Annotated in this window: 27 protein-coding genes; all 27 read left to right on the forward strand. The window is 47.9% G+C overall.

All coding sequences use genetic code 11. The annotated features are described in order from the left end of the window. Positions 1-4: 4 nt before the first annotated feature. The 27 genes from fliG to ACWXW9_RS06370 all read left to right on the forward strand — a co-directional run bounded on the left by fliG (position 5) and on the right by ACWXW9_RS06370 (position 24,692). Complete coding sequence (fliG, locus tag ACWXW9_RS06240; RefSeq protein WP_025684924.1) at positions 5-1,021, forward strand: flagellar motor switch protein FliG; 1,017 nt, start codon at positions 5-7, stop codon at positions 1,019-1,021. Next, positions 1,014-1,850, forward strand: a complete 837-nt coding sequence (locus ACWXW9_RS06245; RefSeq protein ID WP_494928726.1) for a FliH/SctL family protein — start codon at positions 1,014-1,016, stop codon at positions 1,848-1,850. Before fliG ends, ACWXW9_RS06245 begins: the two co-directional genes overlap by 8 nt. Further along, entirely contained in the window at positions 1,837-3,156 is a 1,320-nt protein-coding gene (fliI, locus tag ACWXW9_RS06250) for a flagellar protein export ATPase FliI (RefSeq protein WP_494928727.1), read from the forward strand. Before ACWXW9_RS06245 ends, fliI begins: the two co-directional genes overlap by 14 nt. Before the next feature lie 10 nt (positions 3,157-3,166). Next, positions 3,167-3,610, forward strand: a complete 444-nt coding sequence (gene fliJ, locus ACWXW9_RS06255; RefSeq protein ID WP_494928728.1) for a flagellar export protein FliJ — start codon at positions 3,167-3,169, stop codon at positions 3,608-3,610. Positions 3,611-3,657: 47 nt separating this feature from the next. Further along, a complete protein-coding gene (locus tag ACWXW9_RS06260) occupies positions 3,658-4,641 on the forward strand; it encodes a MotE family protein (RefSeq protein WP_494928729.1) in 984 nt (327 codons plus the stop codon). Between the two features lie 27 nt (positions 4,642-4,668). Beyond that, positions 4,669-6,141, forward strand: a complete 1,473-nt coding sequence (locus ACWXW9_RS06265; RefSeq protein WP_494928730.1) for a flagellar hook-length control protein FliK — start codon at positions 4,669-4,671, stop codon at positions 6,139-6,141. 18 nt (positions 6,142-6,159) lie between these two features. Beyond that, positions 6,160-6,693: a flagellar hook capping FlgD N-terminal domain-containing protein gene (locus ACWXW9_RS06270; RefSeq protein WP_494928731.1), complete on the forward strand. Its 534-nt coding sequence runs from the start codon at positions 6,160-6,162 to the stop codon at positions 6,691-6,693. Beyond that, positions 6,690-7,070 (forward strand): TIGR02530 family flagellar biosynthesis protein, encoded by a 381-nt coding sequence (locus tag ACWXW9_RS06275; RefSeq protein ID WP_494928732.1) that lies wholly within the window; start codon positions 6,690-6,692, stop codon positions 7,068-7,070. Before ACWXW9_RS06270 ends, ACWXW9_RS06275 begins: the two co-directional genes overlap by 4 nt. 105 nt (positions 7,071-7,175) lie before the next feature. After that, positions 7,176-7,985, forward strand: coding sequence for a flagellar basal body rod protein FlgG (flgG, locus tag ACWXW9_RS06280; RefSeq protein ID WP_494928733.1), 810 nt, complete (start codon positions 7,176-7,178; stop codon positions 7,983-7,985). 60 nt (positions 7,986-8,045) lie between these two features. Beyond that, on the forward strand, positions 8,046-8,270 hold the full coding sequence (locus ACWXW9_RS06285) for a flagellar FlbD family protein (RefSeq protein WP_014281086.1): 225 nt from the start codon (positions 8,046-8,048) through the stop codon (positions 8,268-8,270). After that, entirely contained in the window at positions 8,267-8,740 is a 474-nt protein-coding gene (locus ACWXW9_RS06290) for a flagellar basal body-associated FliL family protein (RefSeq protein ID WP_494928734.1), read from the forward strand. The genes ACWXW9_RS06285 and ACWXW9_RS06290 overlap by 4 nt, the downstream gene beginning before the upstream one ends. A gap of 42 nt (positions 8,741-8,782) precedes the next feature. Next, on the forward strand, positions 8,783-9,781 hold the full coding sequence (gene fliM / locus ACWXW9_RS06295) for a flagellar motor switch protein FliM (protein WP_137062728.1): 999 nt from the start codon (positions 8,783-8,785) through the stop codon (positions 9,779-9,781). Beyond that, positions 9,771-11,078 (forward strand): flagellar motor switch phosphatase FliY, encoded by a 1,308-nt coding sequence (fliY, locus tag ACWXW9_RS06300; protein WP_494928735.1) that lies wholly within the window; start codon positions 9,771-9,773, stop codon positions 11,076-11,078. The genes fliM and fliY overlap by 11 nt, the downstream gene beginning before the upstream one ends. Positions 11,079-11,107: 29 nt before the next feature. After that, positions 11,108-11,473, forward strand: a complete 366-nt coding sequence (locus tag ACWXW9_RS06305; RefSeq protein WP_014281090.1) for a response regulator — start codon at positions 11,108-11,110, stop codon at positions 11,471-11,473. A gap of 12 nt (positions 11,474-11,485) precedes the next feature. Beyond that, on the forward strand, positions 11,486-12,019 hold the full coding sequence (locus tag ACWXW9_RS06310; RefSeq protein ID WP_494928736.1) for a flagellar biosynthetic protein FliO: 534 nt from the start codon (positions 11,486-11,488) through the stop codon (positions 12,017-12,019). Then, on the forward strand, positions 12,016-12,771 hold the full coding sequence (gene fliP, locus ACWXW9_RS06315; protein WP_494928737.1) for a flagellar type III secretion system pore protein FliP: 756 nt from the start codon (positions 12,016-12,018) through the stop codon (positions 12,769-12,771). The genes ACWXW9_RS06310 and fliP overlap by 4 nt, the downstream gene beginning before the upstream one ends. Positions 12,772-12,808: 37 nt before the next feature. Continuing rightward, positions 12,809-13,078 (forward strand): flagellar biosynthesis protein FliQ, encoded by a 270-nt coding sequence (gene fliQ / locus ACWXW9_RS06320; RefSeq protein WP_014281093.1) that lies wholly within the window; start codon positions 12,809-12,811, stop codon positions 13,076-13,078. A 9-nt stretch (positions 13,079-13,087) separates the two neighbouring features. Continuing rightward, positions 13,088-13,873 carry a flagellar biosynthetic protein FliR gene (gene fliR / locus ACWXW9_RS06325; RefSeq protein WP_494928738.1) on the forward strand — a complete coding sequence of 262 codons (786 nt, stop codon included), beginning with the start codon at positions 13,088-13,090 and terminating at the stop codon, positions 13,871-13,873. Then, on the forward strand, positions 13,873-14,985 hold the full coding sequence (gene flhB, locus ACWXW9_RS06330; protein WP_134910120.1) for a flagellar biosynthesis protein FlhB: 1,113 nt from the start codon (positions 13,873-13,875) through the stop codon (positions 14,983-14,985). The genes fliR and flhB overlap by 1 nt, the downstream gene beginning before the upstream one ends. Positions 14,986-15,008: 23 nt before the next feature. Then, positions 15,009-17,042: a flagellar biosynthesis protein FlhA gene (flhA, locus tag ACWXW9_RS06335; RefSeq protein ID WP_025684940.1), complete on the forward strand. Its 2,034-nt coding sequence runs from the start codon at positions 15,009-15,011 to the stop codon at positions 17,040-17,042. Further along, complete coding sequence (gene flhF, locus ACWXW9_RS06340) at positions 17,039-18,478, forward strand: flagellar biosynthesis GTPase FlhF (RefSeq protein WP_494928739.1); 1,440 nt, start codon at positions 17,039-17,041, stop codon at positions 18,476-18,478. The genes flhA and flhF overlap by 4 nt, the downstream gene beginning before the upstream one ends. Beyond that, positions 18,475-19,362, forward strand: a complete 888-nt coding sequence (locus tag ACWXW9_RS06345) for a MinD/ParA family protein (protein WP_494928740.1) — start codon at positions 18,475-18,477, stop codon at positions 19,360-19,362. Before flhF ends, ACWXW9_RS06345 begins: the two co-directional genes overlap by 4 nt. 31 nt (positions 19,363-19,393) lie before the next feature. Further along, a complete protein-coding gene (locus ACWXW9_RS06350; protein WP_494928813.1) occupies positions 19,394-20,917 on the forward strand; it encodes a chemotaxis protein CheB in 1,524 nt (507 codons plus the stop codon). Between the two features lie 33 nt (positions 20,918-20,950). Further along, on the forward strand, positions 20,951-23,050 hold the full coding sequence (locus ACWXW9_RS06355) for a chemotaxis protein CheA (protein WP_134910112.1): 2,100 nt from the start codon (positions 20,951-20,953) through the stop codon (positions 23,048-23,050). A gap of 60 nt (positions 23,051-23,110) precedes the next feature. Continuing rightward, positions 23,111-23,572, forward strand: coding sequence for a chemotaxis protein CheW (locus ACWXW9_RS06360; protein ID WP_225999342.1), 462 nt, complete (start codon positions 23,111-23,113; stop codon positions 23,570-23,572). A 3-nt stretch (positions 23,573-23,575) separates the two neighbouring features. After that, positions 23,576-24,202: a chemotaxis protein CheC gene (locus ACWXW9_RS06365; protein ID WP_025684945.1), complete on the forward strand. Its 627-nt coding sequence runs from the start codon at positions 23,576-23,578 to the stop codon at positions 24,200-24,202. Continuing rightward, positions 24,195-24,692 carry a chemotaxis protein CheD gene (locus ACWXW9_RS06370; RefSeq protein WP_025684946.1) on the forward strand — a complete coding sequence of 166 codons (498 nt, stop codon included), beginning with the start codon at positions 24,195-24,197 and terminating at the stop codon, positions 24,690-24,692. Before ACWXW9_RS06365 ends, ACWXW9_RS06370 begins: the two co-directional genes overlap by 8 nt. Position 24,693 lies beyond the last annotated feature (1 nt).

Below are 24,693 nucleotides of genomic sequence, written 5' to 3' on the forward strand. Positions count from 1 at the left end.
TTCATTGGCAAAGGCAAGCAGTCAAGGTTTAACGGGAAGACAAAAAGCGGCAATTCTGCTAATCACGATGGGGCCGGAAGTATCTGCTCAAATATTCAAGCATTTGCGTGATGAAGAGATTGAGCAACTTACATTGGAAATCGCCAATGTGAGGAAGGTTGATGCAACGGAAAAAGATTCGATTATGGCTGAGTTTCATCAAATTTGTTTGGCTCAGGAGTACATTTCCCAAGGCGGCATCAATTATGCCAAAGAGATATTGGAAAAGGCACTCGGGTCACAAAAAGCAGTTGAGGTCATTAACCGTCTGACGGCGACGTTGCAGGTGAGACCGTTCGATTTTGCCCGCAAGGCTGATCCAAACCAGATTTTAAACTTTATACAGAATGAAAATCCACAGACGATTGCTCTCGTTCTCTCGTACTTGCAATTTGAGCAGGCGGCAGCGATTCTGTCGTCCCTGCCACAGGAAAAGCAGGCTGATGTGGCCAGACGTGTTGCTGTAATGGACAGCACTTCGCCGGAAGTCATTTCACAAGTGGAACGTGTGCTGGAGCAAAAGCTGTCGGCAACCGCGACACAGGATTACACGAATGCGGGCGGTATCGAGTCCATTGTTCAGATTTTGAATGGCGTAGACCGAGGAACCGAGCGTACGATTCTTGACTCGCTTGAAATTCAGGACCCTGAACTGGCCGAAGAAATCAAGAAAAGAATGTTCGTATTCGAGGATATCGTCAATGTGGACAACCGTTCCATTCAACGTATTATCCGCGATATCGACAATGCCGATTTGCAGTTGGCGCTTAAAGTGTCCAGCGAAGAGGTACGCGATGTGATCTTCCGAAATATGTCGAAACGGATGGCAGAAACCTTCAAAGAGGAAATGGAGTATATGGGACCGGTACGGCTGCGTGATGTGGAAGAAGCGCAGACTCGCATCGTATCGACGATCCGCAGATTGGAAGAGGCCGGTGAGATTATAATCGCACGCGGCGGAGGAGATGACATCATTGTCTAACTTGATCAAATCTTTCCAATATGTGCCTGTTGAAGCTTTGAAAACCATTGATGTGGCACATTCGTATGCGCCTGAAACGTCGGAAGAGGAAGTCATAACTGAACATATGGAGCCGGAACCACAGAGAGATTACGAGACTGAACGGCTCCGGGATGAAATGCTGAATGATGCCAAGGATTTTGCTGAACGGCAGGTTCGTGAGGCGGCTGAAGAAGCGGAACGGATGCTTCAGGAGGCGCAGCAGCAGATAGAAGCCTGGTGGCAGGAACGCCGTGAGCAGGACGAGCAGTTAACAGAGTCCTTAAAGGCTGACGGGTTTCAGCAAGGCTATGAGGAAGGTCAGAAATTGGCTGAGGCTGAGCTTCAGGCGAAATCGGAACAGATGATGGTAGAGGCGCAGGATATTTTGCGTCAGGCCTATGAGACCAAGGAACAACTGATTCAGGAGGCTGAGCCTTTTCTGGTCGAGCTGAGTAGTGCTATTGCTGAGAAAGTCATTGAAAAACAGCTTAGCATGGAGCCGGAATATACAATTGAGCTCATTCGTAATAATCTGGCTCGTAAGCGGGAAAAAGGAACAATTACGTTGTGTGTGTCGCCTCAGCATTTCGCATTTGTGCAAGGAGCACGCGAAGAATTGTCATTAACTGTCGATTCGCAGGCAGAACTGCAAATTATTCCTGATGGTACTGTGAAGGATCGCGGCTGTGTCATTCGTTCTTCCTTTGGAAGTGTGGATGCGCGGATAGATACACAGCTGGCTGAAATCAAAAAGGAACTGCTGCGTCTGGCACACGAGAACGAGGAGCGAAGACATGAAGGGGCTTAATGCGCAGCGCTACATGGATCATTTGCGACAACTGGACCCGGTTCGGGTAAACGGTAAGGTGACACAGGTTATCGGTTTGATGGTGGAATCGGAAGGTCCGGACGCCAGTATAGGGGATGTCTGTTACATTTATCCGGGTAAAACGGCTAAGCCACTGCAAGCGGAGGTCGTAGGCTTTAGAGACAACAAGGTACTTTTGATGCCGCTTGGAGAACTGCAATCCATTGGACCCGGTTGTGATGTCGTAGGAACAGGGAAGCCATTGAACGTACAGGTGGGATCGGAGCTGTTGGGCAAAGTGCTGGACGGTTTGGGCCAACCTCTGGACGGCTCGTTGATTCCCTCACGGATGGCGAGATACTCGACCTTCAACATTCCATCCAATCCACTGAGTCGCCCACGTGTACAGGAGCCGATCAGTATCGGTGTACGAGCCATCGATGGATTGCTTACTATCGGTAAAGGACAACGGGTCGGTATTTTCGCCGGCTCTGGTGTAGGTAAGAGTACCCTGATGGGAATGATTGCCCGTAATACGGAAGCAGATGTGAACGTAATCGCTCTGATCGGGGAACGTGGACGCGAGGTGTTGGACTTTATTGAACGGGATTTGGGTCCGGAAGGGCTTGAACGCTCAGTAGTCATCGTAGCCACTTCCGACCAACCTGCATTGATCCGCATTAAAGGTGCGCTCATTGCAACGACGATCGCTGAATACTTTCGGGATCGCGGCTTGAACGTCATGCTGATGATGGACTCGGTTACCCGGTATGCAATGGCGCAGCGTGAAGTAGGACTGGCTGTCGGGGAGCCACCGGCGATGAGGGGTTATACCCCTTCCGTATTCGCCAGTTTGCCCAAGTTGCTGGAACGTGCGGGAACCGGGCCAACCGGCTCTATAACTGCCTTTTATACGGTACTGGTTGATGGTGATGACATGAATGAACCCATCGCGGATGCGGTGCGCGGGATCTTGGATGGACACATTGTGCTCAACCGGGGAATTGCGAATAAGGGACATTTTCCTGCGATTGATGTGTTAGCCAGCATTAGCCGGGTCATGAAGGACATTGCACCACGTGATCAGATTGACGCTGCCGAAAATATTAAGCGCCTGATGGCGGTTTATAAAGATTCAGAGGACTTGATTAACATCGGGGCTTATCAGCAGGGTTCGAATGCAGAAATTGACGAATCCATGGAGCGTATACGGGATATATGGGATTTTACAAGGCAAAGAACAGATGAAAAAGCTGAGCTGGACGAGGTACGTGAGCGTTTGATTTCTGAATTTACGAGGAGATGAAGGTTGAACGATGAGATTTCAGTATTCCTTTCAGAAAGTTGTAGACTTGAAAACCAACGAAAAGTCACAGGCCGAATGGTTGCTTTCCAGTGCTGTTGGACAATTACAGGTTGAGGAGCAGACATTGACACAGCTTGTAGGCGAAAGGAATCGGGTCATATCAGCCATTCAAAAGGCTGCCGAGGATTGCGCGCCGCTCTCTACCATTCAGGAATTACAGGCTTACGTCAACCATCTGGATCAATGTATTACACGCAAGCATAGAGATGTTCAATATGCGCAGCAAAATGTGCAAAGCAAACAAACCGTTTTGACCGATAAAATGCTGGATGAACAAGTTTGGCTGAAAGCGAGAGAGAAGGCCAACGTGAAATTCCAACAGGAAATGCTCCTGCGCGAGCAGAACGAGCTGGATGAAATGGCTTCCGTGAGATTTGCCATGAAAGCCCGGTAAGCGGAAAGTCACAGGATACGCATATCAGCTGCCTGAGGAGGAAGACGATGGCACGGAATTTAGCAGAAAATGAACTGGATATGGATTTGGAAAAAGAGTCAGGTGGGGGATTTGAACGGTTTATGTTTTTCCTGATTCCGATTGTTTTTACAATCGTTCTGGTGGGGGTCCTGCTTACGCTGTTCAACGTGGATTTCAGAAGTGAAATGATTTCATTGGGAAACAAGATTCCAATTGTGAAGAATTGGATTCCCGAACCGAAAGACAAGGTTGCCAAGAGCAAAGAGGCAGATCAGAAAGCCCAGTCCGTAAGCTCTGAAGCAACCATCCAGCAGCTTAAGACAGATTTGGCCAAGCAGACGGAGGAACTCAAAAAGGCTACCGCTGCCAGAACAACTCAGGATAAAAAGGTTACAGAACTGCAAAATCAGATCAATACGCTACAAACGCAAACGCAACAACAGTCGCAGGACAGTCAGCAGGGACAGACGGGTACACAAGCGGCAAGCGGAACAGCGAATGAAGACCCATATGTAAAACAGGCTAAAGACCTTGCTTCCATGTATGAAGGAATGACTGCAAGTAAGGCAGCACCGATTATGGCAAACTTGACAACCGAAGAAACGGTGCAACTGCTAAGCTACATGGACCCTGAAAACAGTGCGAAAATTTTACAAAAGATGGATGCTAAAAAAGCAGCCGATATCACTATGGCTCTGAAAAACGTAACACCCTCTACTGATTTGTCAGTGGCTGCGTTGCAGTCCCGTTTGAAAAAGGATCAGAGCACTGCAGCGGGGACAACGAGTAAAAGTCTGCAAAACACTCAGATTAGCAGCACATTTGCTTCCATGGACAAGAAAAGCGGTGCCGAACTGATTTTACAAACTTACAAAATCAGTCCGGACAAGGCATTAAACATATTAAATACAGTAGATGATTCGACACGTGCTTCTTTACTGCAAAATATGTCTGCGAAGGACGCTGCACAAACGGCGAAAATCTTAAACAAGCTGATGGGCAGCAAGTGATTTGAATGAAGGGAGGTGAAAAAATAAATGACACTTATTTCTCAAAGTGTATCTCTCAGCAGTTCCAGTCAGACGGCTGGAAGCACAGCTAGTACAGCGACAACCTCAACAGCAGGGACGGCAGCAGCAGGAGCCACAGGCGGTGCTTTTAATCAGACGCTTACGCAAATGATGACTGGCGGGCAAACGGGCTCTACAAGCACAGATGCTGGGAAATCTCCATTAGTTATGGTGATGCCGCTGATTACTGCCGGAGAATCGACAGAAGCTTCAACAGAGCCGCTTGTTGAGACATTGGCTCCATTACTGCAAAACCTTGAAAAGTTGGATGATCAGGTAGCATCTGACCCAGCCTTGTTCGCAGCTCTGCAATCGTGGGTCCAGCAAGTACAGCAGTTATTACAAGGTGACGGTGGTGCGCAGGAGCAAACAGAGGGTGGGGAAACGAATGCGGCGACAGGCTTAACGGCTTTGGCGGCACATCCGGCTACCATTCGGTTTGCATTACAAGATGCTTTGTCACAGCTTGCAAATGTAGCGAATCAGGCTACTGGAGACCAAAAGGCCCAGATTACACAGTTGCTACAATCGCTTCAAAATACGACGGCTGGTACGGGAGCTATTTCCGATGAGCAGTGGACCGGCGTACTGAAAGCGGTGGAGCTTGCTGACGGCGCAGATTCACAAGCAGTTCAACCTTCTACGAATCGGGCGAATAGCACTCAGACATTAATGGCTGTTTCTACAGACAAACAGGTTGTTGCTACTGAGCAGCAGACGAGTCAAGGCGGGACAAACCAGCAAGGTGCAGAAGGACAACGTTCATCAGCTAATGTTCATGTTCAAGCTGCAGTTAAAGCAACTCCAATGGATGAAACTGGTGCAGTAGTGGACGTAACCGAGCAGGCTGATCCGGCAGCGACCGACAGTCAAACTCCTGTGATTACGACCGCAGGCCAGCTTTCGGTGCAGACGCAAGGCACAACTCCTTCGGCTCCGGCGCAGCCTGTCGTACATGTGCGACAATTTGCTAAGGAAATGACGGACTTTGTAGTGCAAAAGCTGGATATTGTGAAGCATTCTGGATTAACAGAAGCGACTATTATGCTTCGTCCAGATCATTTGGGACAGCTTGAAGTCAAACTGACGATGCAGAATGGGCACTTGGTCGCCCAGTTCATGACTGAGCACAGCGGAGCTAAAGATTTGCTCGAACAGCAAATGTCACAGTTGCGTGCAAGTCTTCAAAGTCAGGGAATTCAGGTAGATAAGGTGGAAGTAACGCAAAATGAATCACTTTCTTCCCATATGTATCAGGATGGCCGTGGATCAGGTGCAAATCAGCAGCAACAATCCGAGCAACGTTCCAAGACGCGGAGCAGAGAAGAAGCCGATGATGCTCTAAAGGTAGCTGAAATGGCGGAAGAACTCCGCAACTGGACAGCAGAACAACGCACAGATGATGTAAATCGGACAGGCTCCTTTACAGCACAAGCGTAGCATGGAGGTGAGAACACAATGACGACTGCGGACAATAATGTATCCACCAGTAACGTCTGGCCGAATTACAACGTGAATAACGTCAAAACGGCAAGCGCCAAGGATACCAAAACGATGGGTAAGGATCAATTTTTGAAAATTTTGATTACCCAGCTCCAAAACCAGGACCCAATGCAGCCTCTGGAAGATAAGGAATTTATCGCACAAATGGCGCAATTTTCTTCCGTGGAGCAGTTGATGAACATTTCTACCCAGTTGAATACGTTGGGACAGTCTTTAGGAATATCCTCCGGTTTGATTGGAAAGGAAGTCAGTTGGATCGAGGCTGGTAAAAAGGATTCGCTTACGGGTGAAACGGGCGCAGGTACGGTGAAAAGTGGAATCGTGGATTCCATCGTTATTCGTGACGGTGTACAGTATGCCAAAATCGGAAAGTCAGAGGTAGCACTGAAAGATGTGACATCGGTAAGTCAGGCTCAAACAGCGGCTTCCTCGGCAGGGGCATCGGATACTACAACTTCTTCCTCTACTGGAAGTGGTGAGAACTCATGAATGACCGGATAACGGTCGGACGTCTTTTTCCCGCCAATGTTCCTCCGGCGGCGATTCCGCAGAATCGGGTAAATCCGGTTGTGAAGGATGGTAGGCCCTTCGGACAGGTGTTACAGGAGCAGGTACTCAAGCTGAGTAACCATGCAGCTAAGCGTCTGGAGCAGCGAGGGATAGAGCTAAGAAGTGACCAGATGGCGAAGATTAACTCGGCTGTGGATAAAGCGGCTGCCAAAGGCGCCAAGGAATCATTAATTTTAATGCAGGATATGGCGTTGATCGTAAGTGTGCCTAACCGGACAGTAGTTACCGCGATGGATAAGCAATCCATGCAAGATAACGTATTTACGCAAATTGATAGTGCCGTTATTATTTCATAGAAAATTTAGCAAGAAGTGGCTGGCCCGAGCAGGAAAGCCATAAAGAAGCCGCGGATCGACTGATGCGGTTAATCGAGCAAGCATTCAGAGGAGGATTTATACTCAATGTTGAGATCAATGTATTCGGGTGTATCGGGTATGAAGGGCTTTCAAACAAAGCTGGACGTTATCGGTAACAACATTGCAAACGTAAATACAACAGGCTTCAAGTCCAGCCGCGTCATGTTCAAAGATATTTTGAGCCAAACGAGTTCGGGCGCAAGTGCACCGGACGGAACGACAACTGCGGGACAAAATGCCAAGCAGGTCGGTTTAGGGGTATCGGTCAGTTCGATTGATACACTTCATCTTCCAGGTAGTGCCATGACTACAAACAATCCGACAGACTTGCGGATTAACGGTGACGGATTTTTCCTGGTCAAAATGAATGATGCACAGGATGTTCCTTATCTGACTCGCGCGGGTGATTTTCACGTGGACGCAAACCGGAATTTGGTTACCTCAGATGGCTTTTTCGTAGGAGATGCGGGTGGAGATCCAATCACACTGGCTGACAATGTGACGTCGTTCTCTATCTCGCAGGACGGTACGATTGTACAGCAATTGGATGATGGCACCGTAGACAATGGCACGCAAATTGGTATAGCCAGAGTGACAAACCCCGAAGGCTTGGAGAAAATCGGAGGTAGCTTGTACCGTACCACGGTTAACTCCAACATTGATGCACTTGAGCCTGGAGTAGCTAATTCGGAGGGCCGGGGCGCTATCATTGCGGGCCAGTTGGAAATGTCCAACGTCGATTTGACAGGTGAATTTACCGAAATGATCGTGGCGCAGCGCGGCTTCCAGGCGAACTCGCGTATCATTACGACCTCGGATGAAGTGCTACAGGAAGTTGTAAACTTGAAACGTTAATCGCATCTAAACGCGGGGGAGTAAGGGCTCCCCCGTACCTATCAGGAGGATGGTGTTACGATGATCCCGTTAACGCGGCTAAACGGCTCGCCTATGTGGCTTAATGCTCTGCTCATTGAGACTGTGGAGGAAACGCCGGATACATACGTCACATTAGTGACGGGGAAACGGTTGATTGTATTGGAAAAAGCGGCAGATGTCGTCTCCTTGATCAAGGGTTACAGCCGTGAAATCGGCATACATGCCGCCACGATAAAAGTGCAACAAATGGAGGAAGACGAATGAAAAAGATGCTGCCATGGCTCATTACAATTTTACTCGCGATTACTTTGATTGCAGGTGCGGCCTTTGTACTTATACCAGCGCTTAGCGGGAAAAAGTCGGAAGTCACTCCAAATGTGCAAGCTGCTCAAGCAGAACGGCTTCCCCGACTGACAGCAGATGAATTGGTGGAAGTGAGTTCTGAAATTACTGGTATCAAAACCAATCTGGCAGATGCCGATTATATTGTGCAGATGAATCTTGCTTTTCAATTAAACGATGCCAAAGCAAAGGAATCTTTTGAAAAAATCAAGGACATCAGTATTAAGCCAATCGTTATTCAATTACTTGCAGATACCAAGCCTGATGAGCTCAGAACAGCTAAAGGCCGGGACCAGTTCAGTGACAAGCTGACGGATCTCATCAACAAGTCGCTCCCTGAAGGTCACCTGGGGAACGCCAAAATTACAGACTTTTTGCTGGCAGCCATTTGATTCCAGGTGAACTTGTCAGAACATGTAAGGGGGTGAATAACATTGGTGGATGTAATGTCACAAGGGGAAATTGATGCCCTTTTAGCAGCTCTCTCGTCCGGTGAAATGGATGCGGAAGAACTTAAAAAGGAAGATACCCAAAAGAAAGTTCGCGCTTACGACTTCAAAAGAGCGCTTCGGTTTTCCAAGGATCACATTCGGAGTCTGACACGGATACACGAAAATTTTGCACGGTATCTGACCACTTATTTTTCAGCACAGCTCCGGACGTTTGTCCAAATTAATGTCGTTCAGGTGGAGCAGCTTCCTTATGATGAATTCATTCGCTCCATTCCGAAAATGACCATTTTGAACATTTTTGAAGCCGAGCCGCTGGAAGGACGTATGGTGCTTGAGGTTCACCCGAACGTAGCTTTTGCAATGCTGGACAGGCTTCTCGGAGGGACCGGATCAGCGCCGTCCAAGGTTAACGCATTGACAGAGATTGAGACGACAATCATGGAGCGGATTTTTAGTCGTACCTTTGACAGCCTGCAAGAGGCCTGGAAAACGGTATTGGATATTGAACCGCGTTTGGAGGCAATGGAAACCAATCCGCAGTTTATGCAGATTGTTTCACCCAATGAAACGATTGCCTTAATCTCGCTTAGTACTAAAATTGGCGATACCACAGGGATGATTAACCTTTGTATCCCGCACGTGGTATTGGAACCGATTATGGCTAGGCTGTCTACGCACCAGTGGTTTACATCCGAAAAGAAATCAAGGGCGCCTGAAGAGATTGACGCCTTGAGATTACGGGTCACGAAAGCACAGCTTCCCATTATTGCCGAGCTAGGTGAATCCCGAATAAATGTGGCCGAGTTTTTAGGCCTTTCGGTGGGGGATGTCATTTCATTGAACAAACCCGTCAAGGAAGGGCTCTCCATCCGGGTGGGCGAAAAACTGAAATTTTTGGGAAGTCCCGGCATGGTAAAAGATCGTGTTGCCGTACAGATTGATGAAATTGTCAGCGAAGGAGTTGAAGAAATTGACGAGTAAAGACTATTTGTCCCAGGAGGAAATTGATGCCCTGCTGAAACAGTCGGAAGCGGGCACGGATTCTACTCCCGCCAACAAGACCGTTGACGATTTTCTGACTCCTCTGGAGCAGGATGCTCTCGGGGAGATCGGTAATATTACGTTCGGCAGCGCAGCGACAGCTCTTTCCACACTGCTTGGTCAAAAGGTTGATATTACAACCCCTAAAGTTTCAATTATTACCCGCTCTGAATTCGAAATAACTTTTCCTAAGCCGCACGTAGCGGTACATGTGAATTATGTAGACGGATTTGAGGGTATTAACTCGCTCGTGATCAAAAAGCGTGATGCGCAGGTCATAGCGGATTTGATGCTTGGCGGTGAAGGAAATCCGGTAGATGAAGAATTGAATGAAATTCATATCAGCGCTGTGCAGGAAGCGATGAACCAGATGATGGGCTCGTCGGCAACCTCAATGTCTACCATGTTTAAGCGTTTTGTTAATATTTCTCCGCCTGGAATTGATATTTTGGATCCAATGCATGGTGATGGAGTATCCAGCCTGCCAGATGAACAGACGCTGATTACAGTATCCTTCCGTTTGTTGATCGGTGACCTGATTGACTCTACATTGATGCAACTGTTGCCTGTGCATTTCGCCAAAAAGATGGTGAGCATTTTAATGAATGGCGGAGAGGATGACGAGCAACCGCAAGCGTCCGCACAGCAAGTAGCAGCAACGGCTGCTCCAGAAGTGCCGCAACAAACCGAGATTCCGCAACAGCAACCCGCACCAACGTATCAACAGCCACCGGTAGCCGCACAGGTGCCCGTACAGCCGGCGCAGGATGCAGGTTATGGACAGCAACCGCCTATGTACCCTCAAGACCCGGGATACGGTCAGAAGGGAACGCCAGGTTATGGAATGCCTGGAGGTGTACCACCGCAGGCCCCTTATGGAGCGCCTCATCATTATGGTTCGATACCGGGACGAAATGTAAATGTGCAGCCTGTACAATTTTCAAACTTGCAGTCCGGTGCATTTGCGCAAGTGGATGAAAACAATTTAAATTTATTGATGGACATTCCCCTTAGAGTCACCGTAGAATTAGGAAGGACCCAAAAGCAAATTAAAGATATTCTAGAGCTCTCACAAGGTTCGATTATTGAACTGGACAAGCTTGCCGGGGAGCCAGTGGACATTCTGGTTAACAACAAACTGATTGCCAAAGGCGAAGTTGTCGTAATCGACGAGAACTTCGGCGTGCGTGTGACGGATATTGTAAGCCAATGGGACCGTATTCAGAAATTACAATAATAGCATAATTTAGGGAGGATTTATTTCAGATGGCAAACCGTATTTTGATCGTGGACGATGCTGCATTTATGAGAATGATGATTCGGGACATCCTGTCCAAAAATGGATATGAAGTAGTAGGAGAGGCCCAGGATGGATCACAGGCTATTGAAAAATTCAAGGAGCTTCGTCCGGACCTGATTACGATGGATATTACGATGCCCGAAATGGACGGCATTGCCGCTCTGAAGGAAATCAAAAAAATTGACGCGAACGCAAAGGTCATCATGTGTTCCGCGATGGGTCAGCAAGCGATGGTTATTGATGCCATCCAAGCAGGCGCAAAAGATTTTATCGTTAAGCCTTTCCAATCGGATCGGGTTATCGAAGCCATCAACAAAACATTGGGTGTGTAAGGCGCATCCGCTATGGATACAAAACAGGGTGCCTCTGACGCATTGAGTACATCCAGCAATATAGGCAACATTGCCTGGGTCCTTTTCGTGCTGATCTTTATCATCGTACTGATCGTGTACTTGATACGGTTTTTGAGTAAAAGAAATCAGAGCTGGTTCAGCAACCGCTCCGTTCGCATACTGGGAGGCGTGGGGCTGGGCCCTAACAAATCCCTTCAGCTTGTTGAAGTTGGTAGCAGTGTGTATCTCATTGGTGTGGGAGAAGATATCCGGCTTGTTGACAAAGTATCCGATCCTGAAGAAGTGGAGCAAATTTTGGCCGCACTGGAGCAAGAAGCTTCTCTGCAGCGCGGCCCGATTGCCCCGCTATTCGCTAAAATTGCGGATAAGCTTCGCCGGAACACCGCGGCACAGCAGCAGCCTGAAGAGGAAACGTCTTTTCACGAGATGTTCGAATCCAAGCTTCGGCAAATGCCGAATCGCAAGGATAAACTCGAAAAGCTGCGCAATGAGGAGAATACTACAGATCGGTCGGGAGATTCATGAGAAAAAAGATTATACTTGCATGTTTGCTGCTCGTCTTGTTCAGCTTCATTTCGGTGACGGCGGCCTCTGCGGAACCGATCCCGAACATTGATATACAAGTCGGCAACTCGGACAAAGGACAGCCCGGTGCCACCTCGCTGTCTATTATTTTACTTATTACTGTCATCAGTGTAGCGCCCGCTTTGCTTGTGCTTATGACGAGCTTTACGCGAATCGTGATCGTGCTGGGCTTTGTTCGCACCTCGCTGGGGACCCAGCAGATGCCGCCTAACCAGGTGCTTGTCGGACTGGCCTTGTTTCTTACCTTATTTATAATGGCCCCGACGTTCTCCGCTATGAACGAGACTGCGCTCCAGCCGTATCTCAAGGGGGATTTGACACAGTCTCAGGCGCTGAACAAGGCTGCGGTACCAATCAAGACCTTTATGTTCTCTCATACACGGGAGAAGGATCTACTGCTCTTTATGAAATACACCAAGATGGAAAAACCGAAAGACTATCAGGATATCCCGTTAACGGTGATGGTTCCGGCTTACGCTATCAGTGAGTTAAAGACAGCATTTCAGATGGGCTTCATGATATTTATACCGTTTTTGGTCATTGACATTGTGGTAGCGAGTACGCTCATGGCTATGGGGATGATGATGCTGCCGCCGGTGATGATTTCGCTTCCTTTTAAAATACTGCTGTTTGTGCTCGTAGACGGTTGGTATCTGGTCGTCAAATCATTGCTTCTGAGCTTTAACACATGAATATTTCCCACAGGGACAGCAATCAAGGAGGACGGCAATGACTTCGGAGTTTATTATTTCCCTTGCCGGACAAGCGGTGTACACAGTGCTTAAAGTTAGCGCTCCGATGCTGATTTTGGGACTGGTCGTCGGTTTGATTATCAGTATTTTTCAGGCGACAACCCAAATTCAGGAGCAGACTTTGGCATTTGTTCCGAAGATTGTCGCCGTATTACTGGCATTGCTCTTGTTCGGACCATGGATATTGACGACATTAGTGGATTTTACGTTTAACATTCTGGACAATTTGTACAAATATATAGGTTAGGCTGAAGTTATGGACATGTTGTTACAGAGTTTTCCTGTTTTTTTGCTGATTTTTTGTCGGATTACCTCGTTTTTTGTAGTAGCGCCTATTTTTTCAACCCGAGGAGTACCTAATATCTTTAAGGTTGGTATATCGGGATTTCTCGCATTGATCGTGTATCTCACTTATGGTGCGCATCAGCAAGTACCGACGGATGCAGCGTATGTGCTATTGGTGGCTCGTGAGGTGTTGATTGGGTTGTTGCTGGGTTTTACCGCTTATTTATTCATGACAGCGATCCAAACCGCAGGTTCCTTTATTGACCTTCAGGTAGGTTTTGGGATGGCCAGTGTGTTTGACCCGATGACAGGAGCTTCGTCGCCTTTAACGGGAAATTTCAAGTTTGCGATAGCCGTGTTGCTCTTTTTAAGCTTAAACGGGCATCATCACCTGATAAACGCTATTTTATACAGCTATGATTGGGTGCCGCTGACGAATGATTTTTTTGTAAAGCTGTATGGAGGCAGTGTGACGGAATTTCTGATCCGTTCCTTTGCTGAATCTTTTATGCTGGCTTTTCAAATTGCTGCTCCTATAGTAGTAGCTACTTTTTTAACGGATGTGGGACTCGGATTTTTGGCTAAAACGGCTCCGCAGTTTAACATTTTTGTCATTGGTGTGCCGCTCAAAATTATTGTGGGACTGTTCATGTTATTGCTTCTTATGCCGAGTTTTGCTTTTATCTTTGAAAAATTGTTTACTGTGATGTTCGAATCCATGCGCAACTTGTTGGATATTATGGGTAACCGTCCTTAATGTCTGGTTTGGGGGAACGTAGTTTGTCATTTAAATATGCTATGAACCTGCAGTTGTTCTCAGGGGAAAAAACGGAAAAAGCCACACCCAAAAAGAAACAGGATGCCAGGCAAAAAGGGCAGGTTGCCAAAAGTATGGAGTTGCCCGCAGCGGGTGTCCTGCTGGTCACGTTTTTCTGTCTTATGATTTTCGGCGGGTATTTCAAGGATCATGCGGTTCGCTTGTTTCGGGATATTTTTGTAAACCGGTTATCAATGGAGGTAACGCCGAACACGACAATGTTGATGATGGGTGAGTATGGCGTGCAAATCATGATTATGCTGGCGCCTATTTTTATTGGGGCCATTGTCATCGGGGTAGCTGCGAATTACATGCAGATCGGTTTCTTGTTAACTGGAGAGGGGATTACGCCCAAGTTTAGCAAGATTGACCCGATTAAAGGATTTAAAAATATTTTTTCCATGCGGTCACTGGTTGAATTCCTGAAATCTGTTTTAAAAATGACCGTGATCGGTTATCTGGTGTACAGCGTGCTGTGGAAAACAAAAGCAGACTTGCCCAAGCTGGCCGAAATGTCCGGTGACCAAATGTTGAGCTTTACGGCTTCATTAACAATGGAGCTGGGACTCAAAATTGGTGTGGTGCTGTTCGTTTTAGCAGTATTGGATTATATGTATCAACGCTATGAGCATGAGAAAAATCTGAAAATGTCCAAACAGGACATCAAGGATGAATACAAGAAAATGGAGGGTGACCCGCTGATCAAAGGGAAAATTCGCGAGCGGCAGCGCCGAATGGCTATGCAGCGCATGATGCAGGAAGTTCCCAATGCAGATGTCATCATTACCAACCCTACGCACTTTGCTGTGGCTTTGAAATATGACGGTTCGGAGATGGAGGCGCCGCAGATTATTGCGAAAGGGCAAGATTACGTAGCGCTCCGAATTAAGGAAATTGCCAAGCAAAACGGCGTTATAACGATGGAAAACAAGCCGCTGGCACGGGCGCTGTTTCAAAGAGCCGAAATCGGGGATGCGATTCCAGCCGATCTGTTCCAGGCTGTTGCCGAAGTGCTGGCGTATGTATATAAATTAAAAGGTAAAGTGAAATAAAGGGATCGGAGGCCAAGAGACCCGTGAAAATAAAAGAAATAACCGTCCTTGCAGGCGTCATCGGCATCGTTCTTATGATGATTCTACCGATCCCTTCATGGTTGCTCGACATTTTGCTCGTGATTAACATATCGATTGCTTTGATGATTCTACTCGTTTCTATGAACACGAAGGAAGCTTTACAGTTTTCTATTTTTCCTTCATTGCTGCTCATCACAACGTTGTTTCGTCTGGCGCTTAACATTTCTACGACCAAGCTCATTTTAGGTGAGGGACATGCCGGAGAAGTCGTGGCTACGTTTGGTAGTTGGATTGCAGGCGGACAAATTGCGGTCGGTTTTGTTGTCTTCCTGATTCTCGTGGTTGTGCAGTTTATCGTGATCACCAAGGGCTCCGAGCGGGTTGCTGAGGTAGGCGCACGGTTTACGCTGGACGCGATGCCGGGTAAACAAATGAGTATTGATGCCGACCTGAATGCAGGTCTGATCAACGAACAGCAAGCCCGTGAACGGCGTAGTAAAATCGAACGGGAAGCGGATTTTTACGGAGCAATGGATGGTGCCAGTAAATTTGTTAAAGGTGACGCCATTGCGAGTATTATCATTTTGATTATCAACCTGGTCGGCGGTTTCATTATTGGTATGGCTGTTCAGGGTAAAGGGTTTCAGGAGGCGCTGTCGACTTACTCCGTTCTGACCATTGGTGATGGACTGGTTAGCCAGATCCCCGCGTTGCTCATATCCACGGCGTCAGGCTTGATCGTTACACGAGCTACGTCTGATGGAAACTTGGCGGATGATTTGACGGGTCAGCTCTTTTCATATCCAAAGCTAATTTACATTGTGGCTGCCACGATTGCTTTGTTGGGCTTGTTTACTCCTATTCATATCATTACGACCCTTCCACTGGCTGTTCTGCTGTTTTTTGCGGCCCGAAGAATGCAGGGCAATATGGAACGTAAACAGATCGCTGATGAACAGATGGAAGAAGAGCAACAGATTGAAGAGGTGCGCAGTCCGGAAAGTGTCATTAATTTGCTTCAGGTCGATCCGATCGAATTCGAGTTTGGATACGGGCTGATTCCGCTGGCTGATACGCAGCAGGGCGGGGATTTGCTAGACCGGATTATTATGATCCGTCGTCAATGTGCGCTGGAACTGGGCTTGGTTGTGCCAGTCATTCGTATACGGGACAATATCCAGCTCAAGCCGAACGAGTATGTAATCAAAATTAAAGGCAATACAGTAGGCGGCGGGGAATTGCTGTTAAACCATTATCTGGCGATGAGCCCAGGATACGACGACGATTCCATTACGGGTATTGAAACGACAGAACCAGCCTTCGGATTGCCTGCACTCTGGATTGATGAGAATACCAAGGATGTTGCGGAGCTATCCGGTTATACGGTTGTGGACCCTCCTTCGGTCGTAGCGACTCATTTGACGGAGACGATCAAGAAACACGCTCACGAGTTGCTTGGCAGACAAGAAACGCGGTCGCTGGTCGACAATCTCAAGGAAAATTATCCAGTGCTTGTGGACGATCTTATTCCTTCCGTATTGGCGATTGGAGATGTACAAAAAGTGCTGGCCAAGCTGTTAAAAGAAAAAATCTCCATCCGCGATATGGTGACCATTTTTGAAACACTGGCTGATTACGGCACTTATACAAAAGATCCGGACGTGCTGACTGAATATGTCCGTCAGGCGTTGTCCCGCCAGATTACGCAGCAGTTCGCCCAGCAGGGAGAGACACTACGTGTCATTACCGTGGGACCAGGGCTGGAGAAGAAAATTGCCGAAAGCGTGCAACAGTCGGAGCAGGGCAGCTATCTGGCTCTTGATCCGGTATCAACGCAGACGGTGTATCAAAGGATGATGGAGCAAATCAACCGTCTCATTCAATCCGGGCAGCAGCCTATCGTATTAACGTCACCGACGATTCGTATGTATTTGCGGCAAGTGATGGAACGGACGATGCAGGATGTCCCGGTACTGTCGTACAGTGAGCTAGAGCCGAACGTTGAAATTCAAAGTGTCGGGGTGGTGAACTTATGAGAGTGAAACGATATGTAGTGGATACAATGCCGGAAGCCATGATGCAAATCAGAGGTGACTTTGGAACGGATGCCGTCATTTTGAGCACCAAGGAAATGAAGATCGGCGGATTTATGGGTATGTTCGGTAAAAAGAAAATCGAAGTCGTCGCTGCGGTAGAGGAGCAGCAGCTTCAAAAACCACGACGGACTCAACCGTCGCAGGAACCGTATGTTGAGGCTTTTCCACCCATGAATGCTCCTGAGCAGCAGGAAGCACCGTCGTCACCAGTGGTTCCCAGACAAGCCGCTCCAGAAGCCTATCGACGGGTAACGCAGATGACGAACGGTTCCAAAGAGGGATTGGCTGATTTGATGGCTGCGGCCGAACAAGTTGCCCCGGGCACAGAACGTTCTTCATATGGAGCAGGTTATAGTGTGGAAGCTGAAAATGAAGCTTTTAACAACAAAGCAGCAGTTCCGAAAAAGGAAACATCCAACGAGTTGTTTAAGCAAGCGTCGGAGGCAAGCATTCCAGACAAGATGGGGGCAGAGGAAAATCAATCCCTGCTTTATGAATTACGGGAAATGAAAGCCATGATGACTCGAATTTCCCGCAATTCTGCGATGGAGAACACTTGGCCGGAACCGTTACAAGTGATTTGTGAGCGTATGCTGGAGCAGGAAGTGGAACGCGATTTGCTGGAGCATTGGCTGGAAAGGGTATATGAACGCCGAAGTGAGCATCCGTCTGATCCTGAATCTTTTGATTGGGAGCAGGCCCTTCGTGCAGAAGTGACCGGATTCATTCGGGAAAGGCTGGACAAGGGCATCTCGAAAGATACCAAAATTGTCTATGTGGCAGGTCCAACCGGAGTAGGAAAAACGACGACCATTGCGAAGTTGGCAGCGGAACAGTTGTTTAAGCATCACCGCAAAGTCGGATTTATTACCTCGGACACGTACCGTATCTCGGCTGTCGAGCAGCTGCGTACATATGCTACGATTTTGAATGTGCCGCTTGAAGTTGTGCAATCTCCCGGAGATGTTCACAGAGCCATTCAACGTCTGGAGCATTGTGACTTGATCCTGATGGATACCGCAGGACGAAATTATCGTAATGAGCTACTCGTTTCCGAATTGCAAAGTCTGCTTTCACCTATTAAGGAAAGTGAGACGTATCTGGTACTTAGCCTAACATCCAAAAGCAAAGATATGCTCAACATAACCGGACATTTCAGTAAGTTTGGCCTTGGTAAGGTTGTATTTACCAAAATGGATGAGACAGGTAGTTGCGGCGGTTTGTTTAATCTGTTGCACCAGTTTCCAATGCAGTTGGCCTATATTACGAACGGTCAAAATGTGCCTGACGATCTGCTGCATCCAGATACAGAAATGGTGACAAGCCTGCTGTTCGGAGCCACAGAATCGTCAGGAGATACCGGGGATTCTGTATGAGTGACCAAGCCCAATCTCTTAGACAAATGGCTTCTGCCCTGGATAAGTATCGACTACCTGCACGTAATCGCCATGCGAAAATCGTGACAGTCACCAGTGGTAAGGGCGGTGTGGGCAAATCCAATTTCACCCTTAATTTTGCTTTGGCCTTGCAATCGCTTGGGCGAAAGGTACTCGTATTTGATGCTGATATCGGTATGGCCAATATTGATGTATTGATGGGGGCCAACTCAAGATACAATCTTCTTCATCTGTTAAAACGTGAAAAAACAATGGCCGAAATTGTTCAAACGGGCTTGGGAGGCTTGCCTTATATTGCTGGAGGATCTGGCCTGAGCGAGCTGTTCTCGTTATCCGATGACGATCTGAATTACTTTGCCGATGAGGTGGAGAAAATTGCGGCAGATATGGATTATGTTTTGTTTGACACTGGCGCGGGGTTATCTAAAGAAAACCTGAAATTCATAACATCCGCTGACGAGTGTATGGTCGTAACTACGCCAGAGCCGACGTCTTTGACGGATGCTTATGCGCTGATCAAAGTCGTCAGTGGATTGCAAAAGGATACAGTATTCAAAATTATAGTCAATCGTGCCGATAACGATAATGAGGCCCGTCAAGTTGCCGATAAGATAGCTCTGGTTGCGCGACGCTTTTTGGAGATCGACATTCCGTTGCTGGGACATATCAGTGATGATACGCATGTCATGCAGGCAGTCAAAAGGCAGGTGCCTTTTTCAATTGCTTATCCGGGATGTACGGCATCCAGAGATGTGTTGAATCTGGCGCACCGTTTTGCAGCGATGCCACAGACTCCGCAATCAGGCACTTTGAGCGGAATCAAAGGGTTTATGCAAAAATGGTTGCGGCGTTCGGCACATTGATTTTGACTGAAAGGAAACAGAGGTGTTTAACATGTGTGCTTACCGGGTGCTGGTTGTGGATGATTCGGCCTTTATGCGCAAAATTATTTCAGATTTAATTGTAAAAGATGAGTCGTTCGACATCGCAGGTACAGCCGCCAACGGCAAAGAGGCTGTAGAGAAAGTGAAGGAGTTACAGCCTGACCTAGTCACAATGGATGTCGAGATGCCTGAAATGAATGGCCTTGAAGCGCTTCCTCTTATTATGGCGGCCCATCCGCTTCCGGTCATTATGCTCTCTGGTATTAATGAACAGGGTATGAAGGAGACCATTATGGCTCTGGAAGCAGGTGCTTTCGATTTTATACGGAAGCCCTCCATCTCTCACGCGCAGGATATCAAGCAGGTAGGCAAGGCGCTACTGGAGCAGATGCACACCGCTATGTTAGCAGTCCGCAGCCGATTGGAGCGCAAGGAAGCTAACGAACGAAAAGCAGCGCTGGAGCAGACTACAGAAGGACAAGCATTAGCTGACATGGGAACGGAAGATAAAGACGCTACAGAAGCTACAGGCAAGGCTCCTATTGCAACTGTTGCACCGGTTCCGCCGAAGCGGGATGCTGGCAAGTCCGTTCCGGCAGCCAAGTCGGCCGCGAAACGGCCACAGACAGGAAGTTCTGTACCTGACAGCCATTTAAGTAAGCCAGTCGCCCAGCCGCAGAAGACCGCCCAAGCACCTGCTACACAGAAGAAGGAAGAGCCGCCCAAGGGAGTTGAACGTGCGACAAGGCAACTGAATACTTCGGGTACGTCCGCAGCTAAAGCGCAGCACAGCACGGATAAGGCAGGGCTTAGCAAACCTGAGCCCAGGAAAACGGTGTCTACACCGATTCCTTCGACTCCAGTTGCTTCTTCGGCTGTTACGCCCCCAGTGAAGGCACCCATTGTTCAGTCAGCGCCCAAGGGGTTCTCCCTTAAAAAAGGAGTATATTCGCCCAACTTCCGCAAGTTGGTGGCAGTCGGATGCTCTACCGGTGGTCCGCGTGCGCTCAAGACGTTGTTGGAACGCATTCCCGGGGATTTTCCCGCCCCGATTGTCATTGTGCAGCATATGCCGCCCAACTTTACCCGCTCGCTGGCACAGCGTCTGAATACGTTGAGTCCGCTCCGGGTGGTTGAAGCCGAGCAGGGGATGACGCTGGAGACTGGAACAGCTTATATCGCTCCGGGAGGATATCAATTGAGAATTGTGCCGGGAGCCAGTGGTAAATACACCGTGTCACTGAAGACGGAAGAAGCTCGTAACGGTCACCGTCCTTCTGTTGACACGATGTTCGAATCGTTACTCCCGTTAACCTCTCTGGAACGGCATCTGGTGTTGCTGACTGGCATGGGAAGCGACGGGGCTAAAATGATGAAAAAGCTTTATGATGCAGGGGTACAATCCACATTTGCTGAAAATGAGGAAACTTGCGTAGTGTACGGAATGCCCCGCTCGGCTGTAGAGTTAAAATGTGTGCGCCACCTTCTGCCGATGCAGGAGATCGCCCCCAAGCTTGTACAAGTTGTGAAATAATCGGAGTGTAACTCATGGAGGAGGTGTCTCACAATGGACATGAACCAATATTTAAACATGTTTATTGATGAGTCGAATGATCATCTGCAATCTCTTAACGAAAAAATGCTTCAACTGGAAAGTAATCCTACCGATCTGGGCATCGTTCAGGTGATTTTCCGGTCTGCCCATACCCTCAAAGGAATGGCTGCTACAATGGGTTTTGAAGACCTGGCATCGCTCACTCACCAAATGGAAAACGTTCTTGATCTGGTACGTAACAACAAGCTTGCGATGCAGGAATTTATATTCGATACCTTTTTCAAAGGGTTGGATGCGTTGGAGTCCATGGTACAGAACATTACAGAGGGTGGCGATGGAAAAGCGGATGTATCCTCTATTGTAGCTTCACTGCAATCCATCGTGCGTGGCGATTTCCAAAAATCCGGCACAGATACTGTTACTGAGGCGGTTACGCCGAAAAAAGCGGCTGATAGCGAAAGCGCGGGTCTTGTGCTGGATCAATTCCAGTATTCTGTACTGGAGCAATCTATTTCCGAGGGTCATCGGGTTCACTATATACAGGTAACGATTAGCTCAGAAAGCCAGTTGAAGGCTGCACGTGCCTTTATGGTATTTAATACGCTGGAGAACACTGGTGAAATTGTAAAAGCTTATCCGTCTGTGCAGGATATTGAGCAGGAGAAATTCGAACAAAATTTCTCGTTATATTACATAACGCAGAAAGAGGTAGGAGAGCTGGAAAAGGAAATCGCCAGTATTTCCGAAATCGAGTCCGTCTCCGTTGTACAGCTGGATCAGGAATCGCTTAAGCAAATGAGCGAAGTCAATGCCGGACTGGCAGAAACTGCTGCGGCGCAGGAAGCCCCGGTAGCTGTACAACAACAGTCCGCTGCATCCCAGCCGCAGTCTCCAACTGCGGCCTCCGGCGCTAAGCCAGCCGAGGGTAAAGCTCCAGTAGCCAAGCCAGCAGCGCCTACGCACAACCGTACGATTCGTGTCGACATTGAACGTCTGGACGTATTGATGAATTTGTTCAGTGAATTGCTCATTGACCGTGTACGGTTGGAGCAACTGGCGAGTGAGGCTTCCAATCCGGCTTTGACGGAAACTGTAGAGCATATGAGCCGTGTAAGCAGTGATCTGCAAAATGTCGTGCTTAAATTGCGGATGGTACCCGTGGACACGGTTTTCAATCGTTTCCCGCGTATGGTGCGCGACCTGGCCAAATCGCTGGATAAAAAGCTGGATTTGGTTATTACTGGCGCGGACACCGAAATGGACCGTACGGTTATCGACGAAATCGGTGATCCGTTAGTGCATTTACTGCGTAACTCTGTGGATCACGGCATCGAGCCAGTAGCGACCCGTATTGCGGCAGGCAAACCGGAGACAGGAACAGTTCATTTACGTGCTTTCCACAGCGGCAATAACGTGTTCATTGAGATTGAAGATGATGGTAGCGGCATTAATCGCGAGAAGGTACTGAAAAGTGCCATTTCCAAAGGGATTATGACGGAGGAACAAGCAGCTGCGATGACCGATGAAGAGGCCCACCAGGTGCTATTCGCTCCTGGATTCAGCACAGCCGAGGTCATTTCGGACGTTTCAGGACGCGGCGTTGGACTCGATGTAGTTAAATCTAAAATCACTTCCCTTGGCGGTAACGTTACGATTCATTCTGTTCTGGGCAAAGGAACCAATTTTTCTGTACAGTTGCCACTGACACTATCCATTATTGCGGCCATGATGATACAGATCGGTTCCGAAAAATATGCGATTCCGTTGTCTTCTATTGTGGAGACCGCGATCGTCAAACGGACACAAATCCGTTCTGTTCATGGCAATAAAATGATCGCTTTCCGCGAATCCCATATTCCGCTTATCTCCTTGAGTCAGTTGTTTGAAGTGCCTGACTTCAATGAGGATGAAGAAGAAGAGACAGAGGTTGTTGTTATTCGCAAGGGTGACCGTTTGGCAGCCCTTTCTGTTCAGGACTTTTTGGGACAAAGTGAAATTGTTCTTAAAAACCTGGGCAAATACCTTCCGAACATCCAGGGAATTTCAGGCGCCACGATTTTAGGTGACGGTCAGGTTGCTTTGATCATCGACCCTAATGTTTTCATTAAATAATGTCTTCATTAAATGAAAGAAATGTGAAATTGCTGACATCCATAAGGAGGGTTTTTAGACATGGGAGAAGAAATTAAAGTTATCGTATTTAAACTTGGTGAAGAAGAATACGGTGTCGAAGTAGAAAAAGTCCAATCCATTGAGCGCATGGTGCCGATTACACGTGTTCCAAGAACATACGATTTTGTCAAAGGCGTATTCAATATGAGAGGCGTGGTCATTCCCGTTATTGATCTGCGGGGTCGTTTTGGATTGGCTGAGGCGGAATATACCGATCAAACCCGGATTATCATCGTTGCAGTGGGTGAGATGCAAGTCGGCTTTATCGTTGATTCGGCGAACGACGTAATTGACCTGAATACCGACAACATTGAGACACCACCGGAAGTCGTTGGCGGAGTCAAGGCTAAATATTTGCGTGGAGTCGCTAAAATCGGTGAAGAGCGCTTGCTCATCATGCTGAATTTGTCTGAGGTGCTGAATCGGAGTGAAATGAACCAACTGGAAGGCTTAGAGGATTAATTTATGGAAAATCTTGAGAATCTCGAAGATTTCAAGTTGGATGTTTTGAAGGAAGTCGGTAACATTGGTTCGGGGAACGCTGCTACAGCGCTCTCCCGACTTCTAAATAAACCCGTTGATATGGGCGTACCTAAAGTACAGATGCTGCCTTTTGAGGAGATTGCCGAAAAGGTTGGCGGGAATGAGCAACTTGTCGTTGCGATATTTTTCAGAGTCGAGGGCGAAGCTCCAGGCAATCTCTTTTTCATATTGCAACCTCATGCGGCAAAAAGTCTGCTTTCCCGGCTGGCGAATATTCCCTCGGATGATGAGGACAGCTTTAACGAAATGGAGCATTCGGCTCTGTCTGAAATCGGAAATATTTTAGCGGGTTCATACTTGTCCTCATTGGCCGATTTCACCCGGTTGTCTATGTATCCGACTGTTCCTGCACTAGCTTTGGATATGGCCGGTGCCATTCTCAGCTACGGATTGTTACAATTTGGTCAGATGGGGGATGCAGCCCTGTTGATTGACACATCGTTTCTGGAGGGGCAGAATCAGATTGAGGGTCAATTTTTCCTGATTCCGGATCCGGAATCGTTTGGTAAAATATTCAGGTCGTTAGGAGTCCCGATGAACGATGATTGAGGATAAAAGCATCATCAAAGTGGGCATGGCAGACTTGAACGTAACCAGCAATCCAAACTCCATTCGCACGACAGGACTTGGTTCCTGCGTCGGGTTGACCCTCTACGATCCTCATTTAAAACTGGCTGGTATGGCACATGTAATGCTACCGTCATCGGACATTGCACGTGAAGGGCAACTTAACATTGCTAAATACGCCGATACCGCGTTGCCAGAGCTATTTGAGCGGATGCTGAAATTGGGAGCCGAACGTCGCAGACTGGTCGCCAAAATGGCAGGGGGAGCGCAAATGTTCGCCTTTGCCGGCAGCGGGGACACCATGCGAATTGGTCCGCGCAATGTGGAATCATGCAAGGAAATGCTCGTAGATCTCGGTATTCCACTGCTTGCGGAGGATACAGGCGGTAGTTATGGCCGAACGATTGAACTGGACTGTGAAACTGGCGTTTTGAATATTCGAAGCGTACAAAAAGGTGTAAAGGAATTATAAT

It is taken from the genome of Paenibacillus sp. LT-B23 (assembly GCF_059417685.1).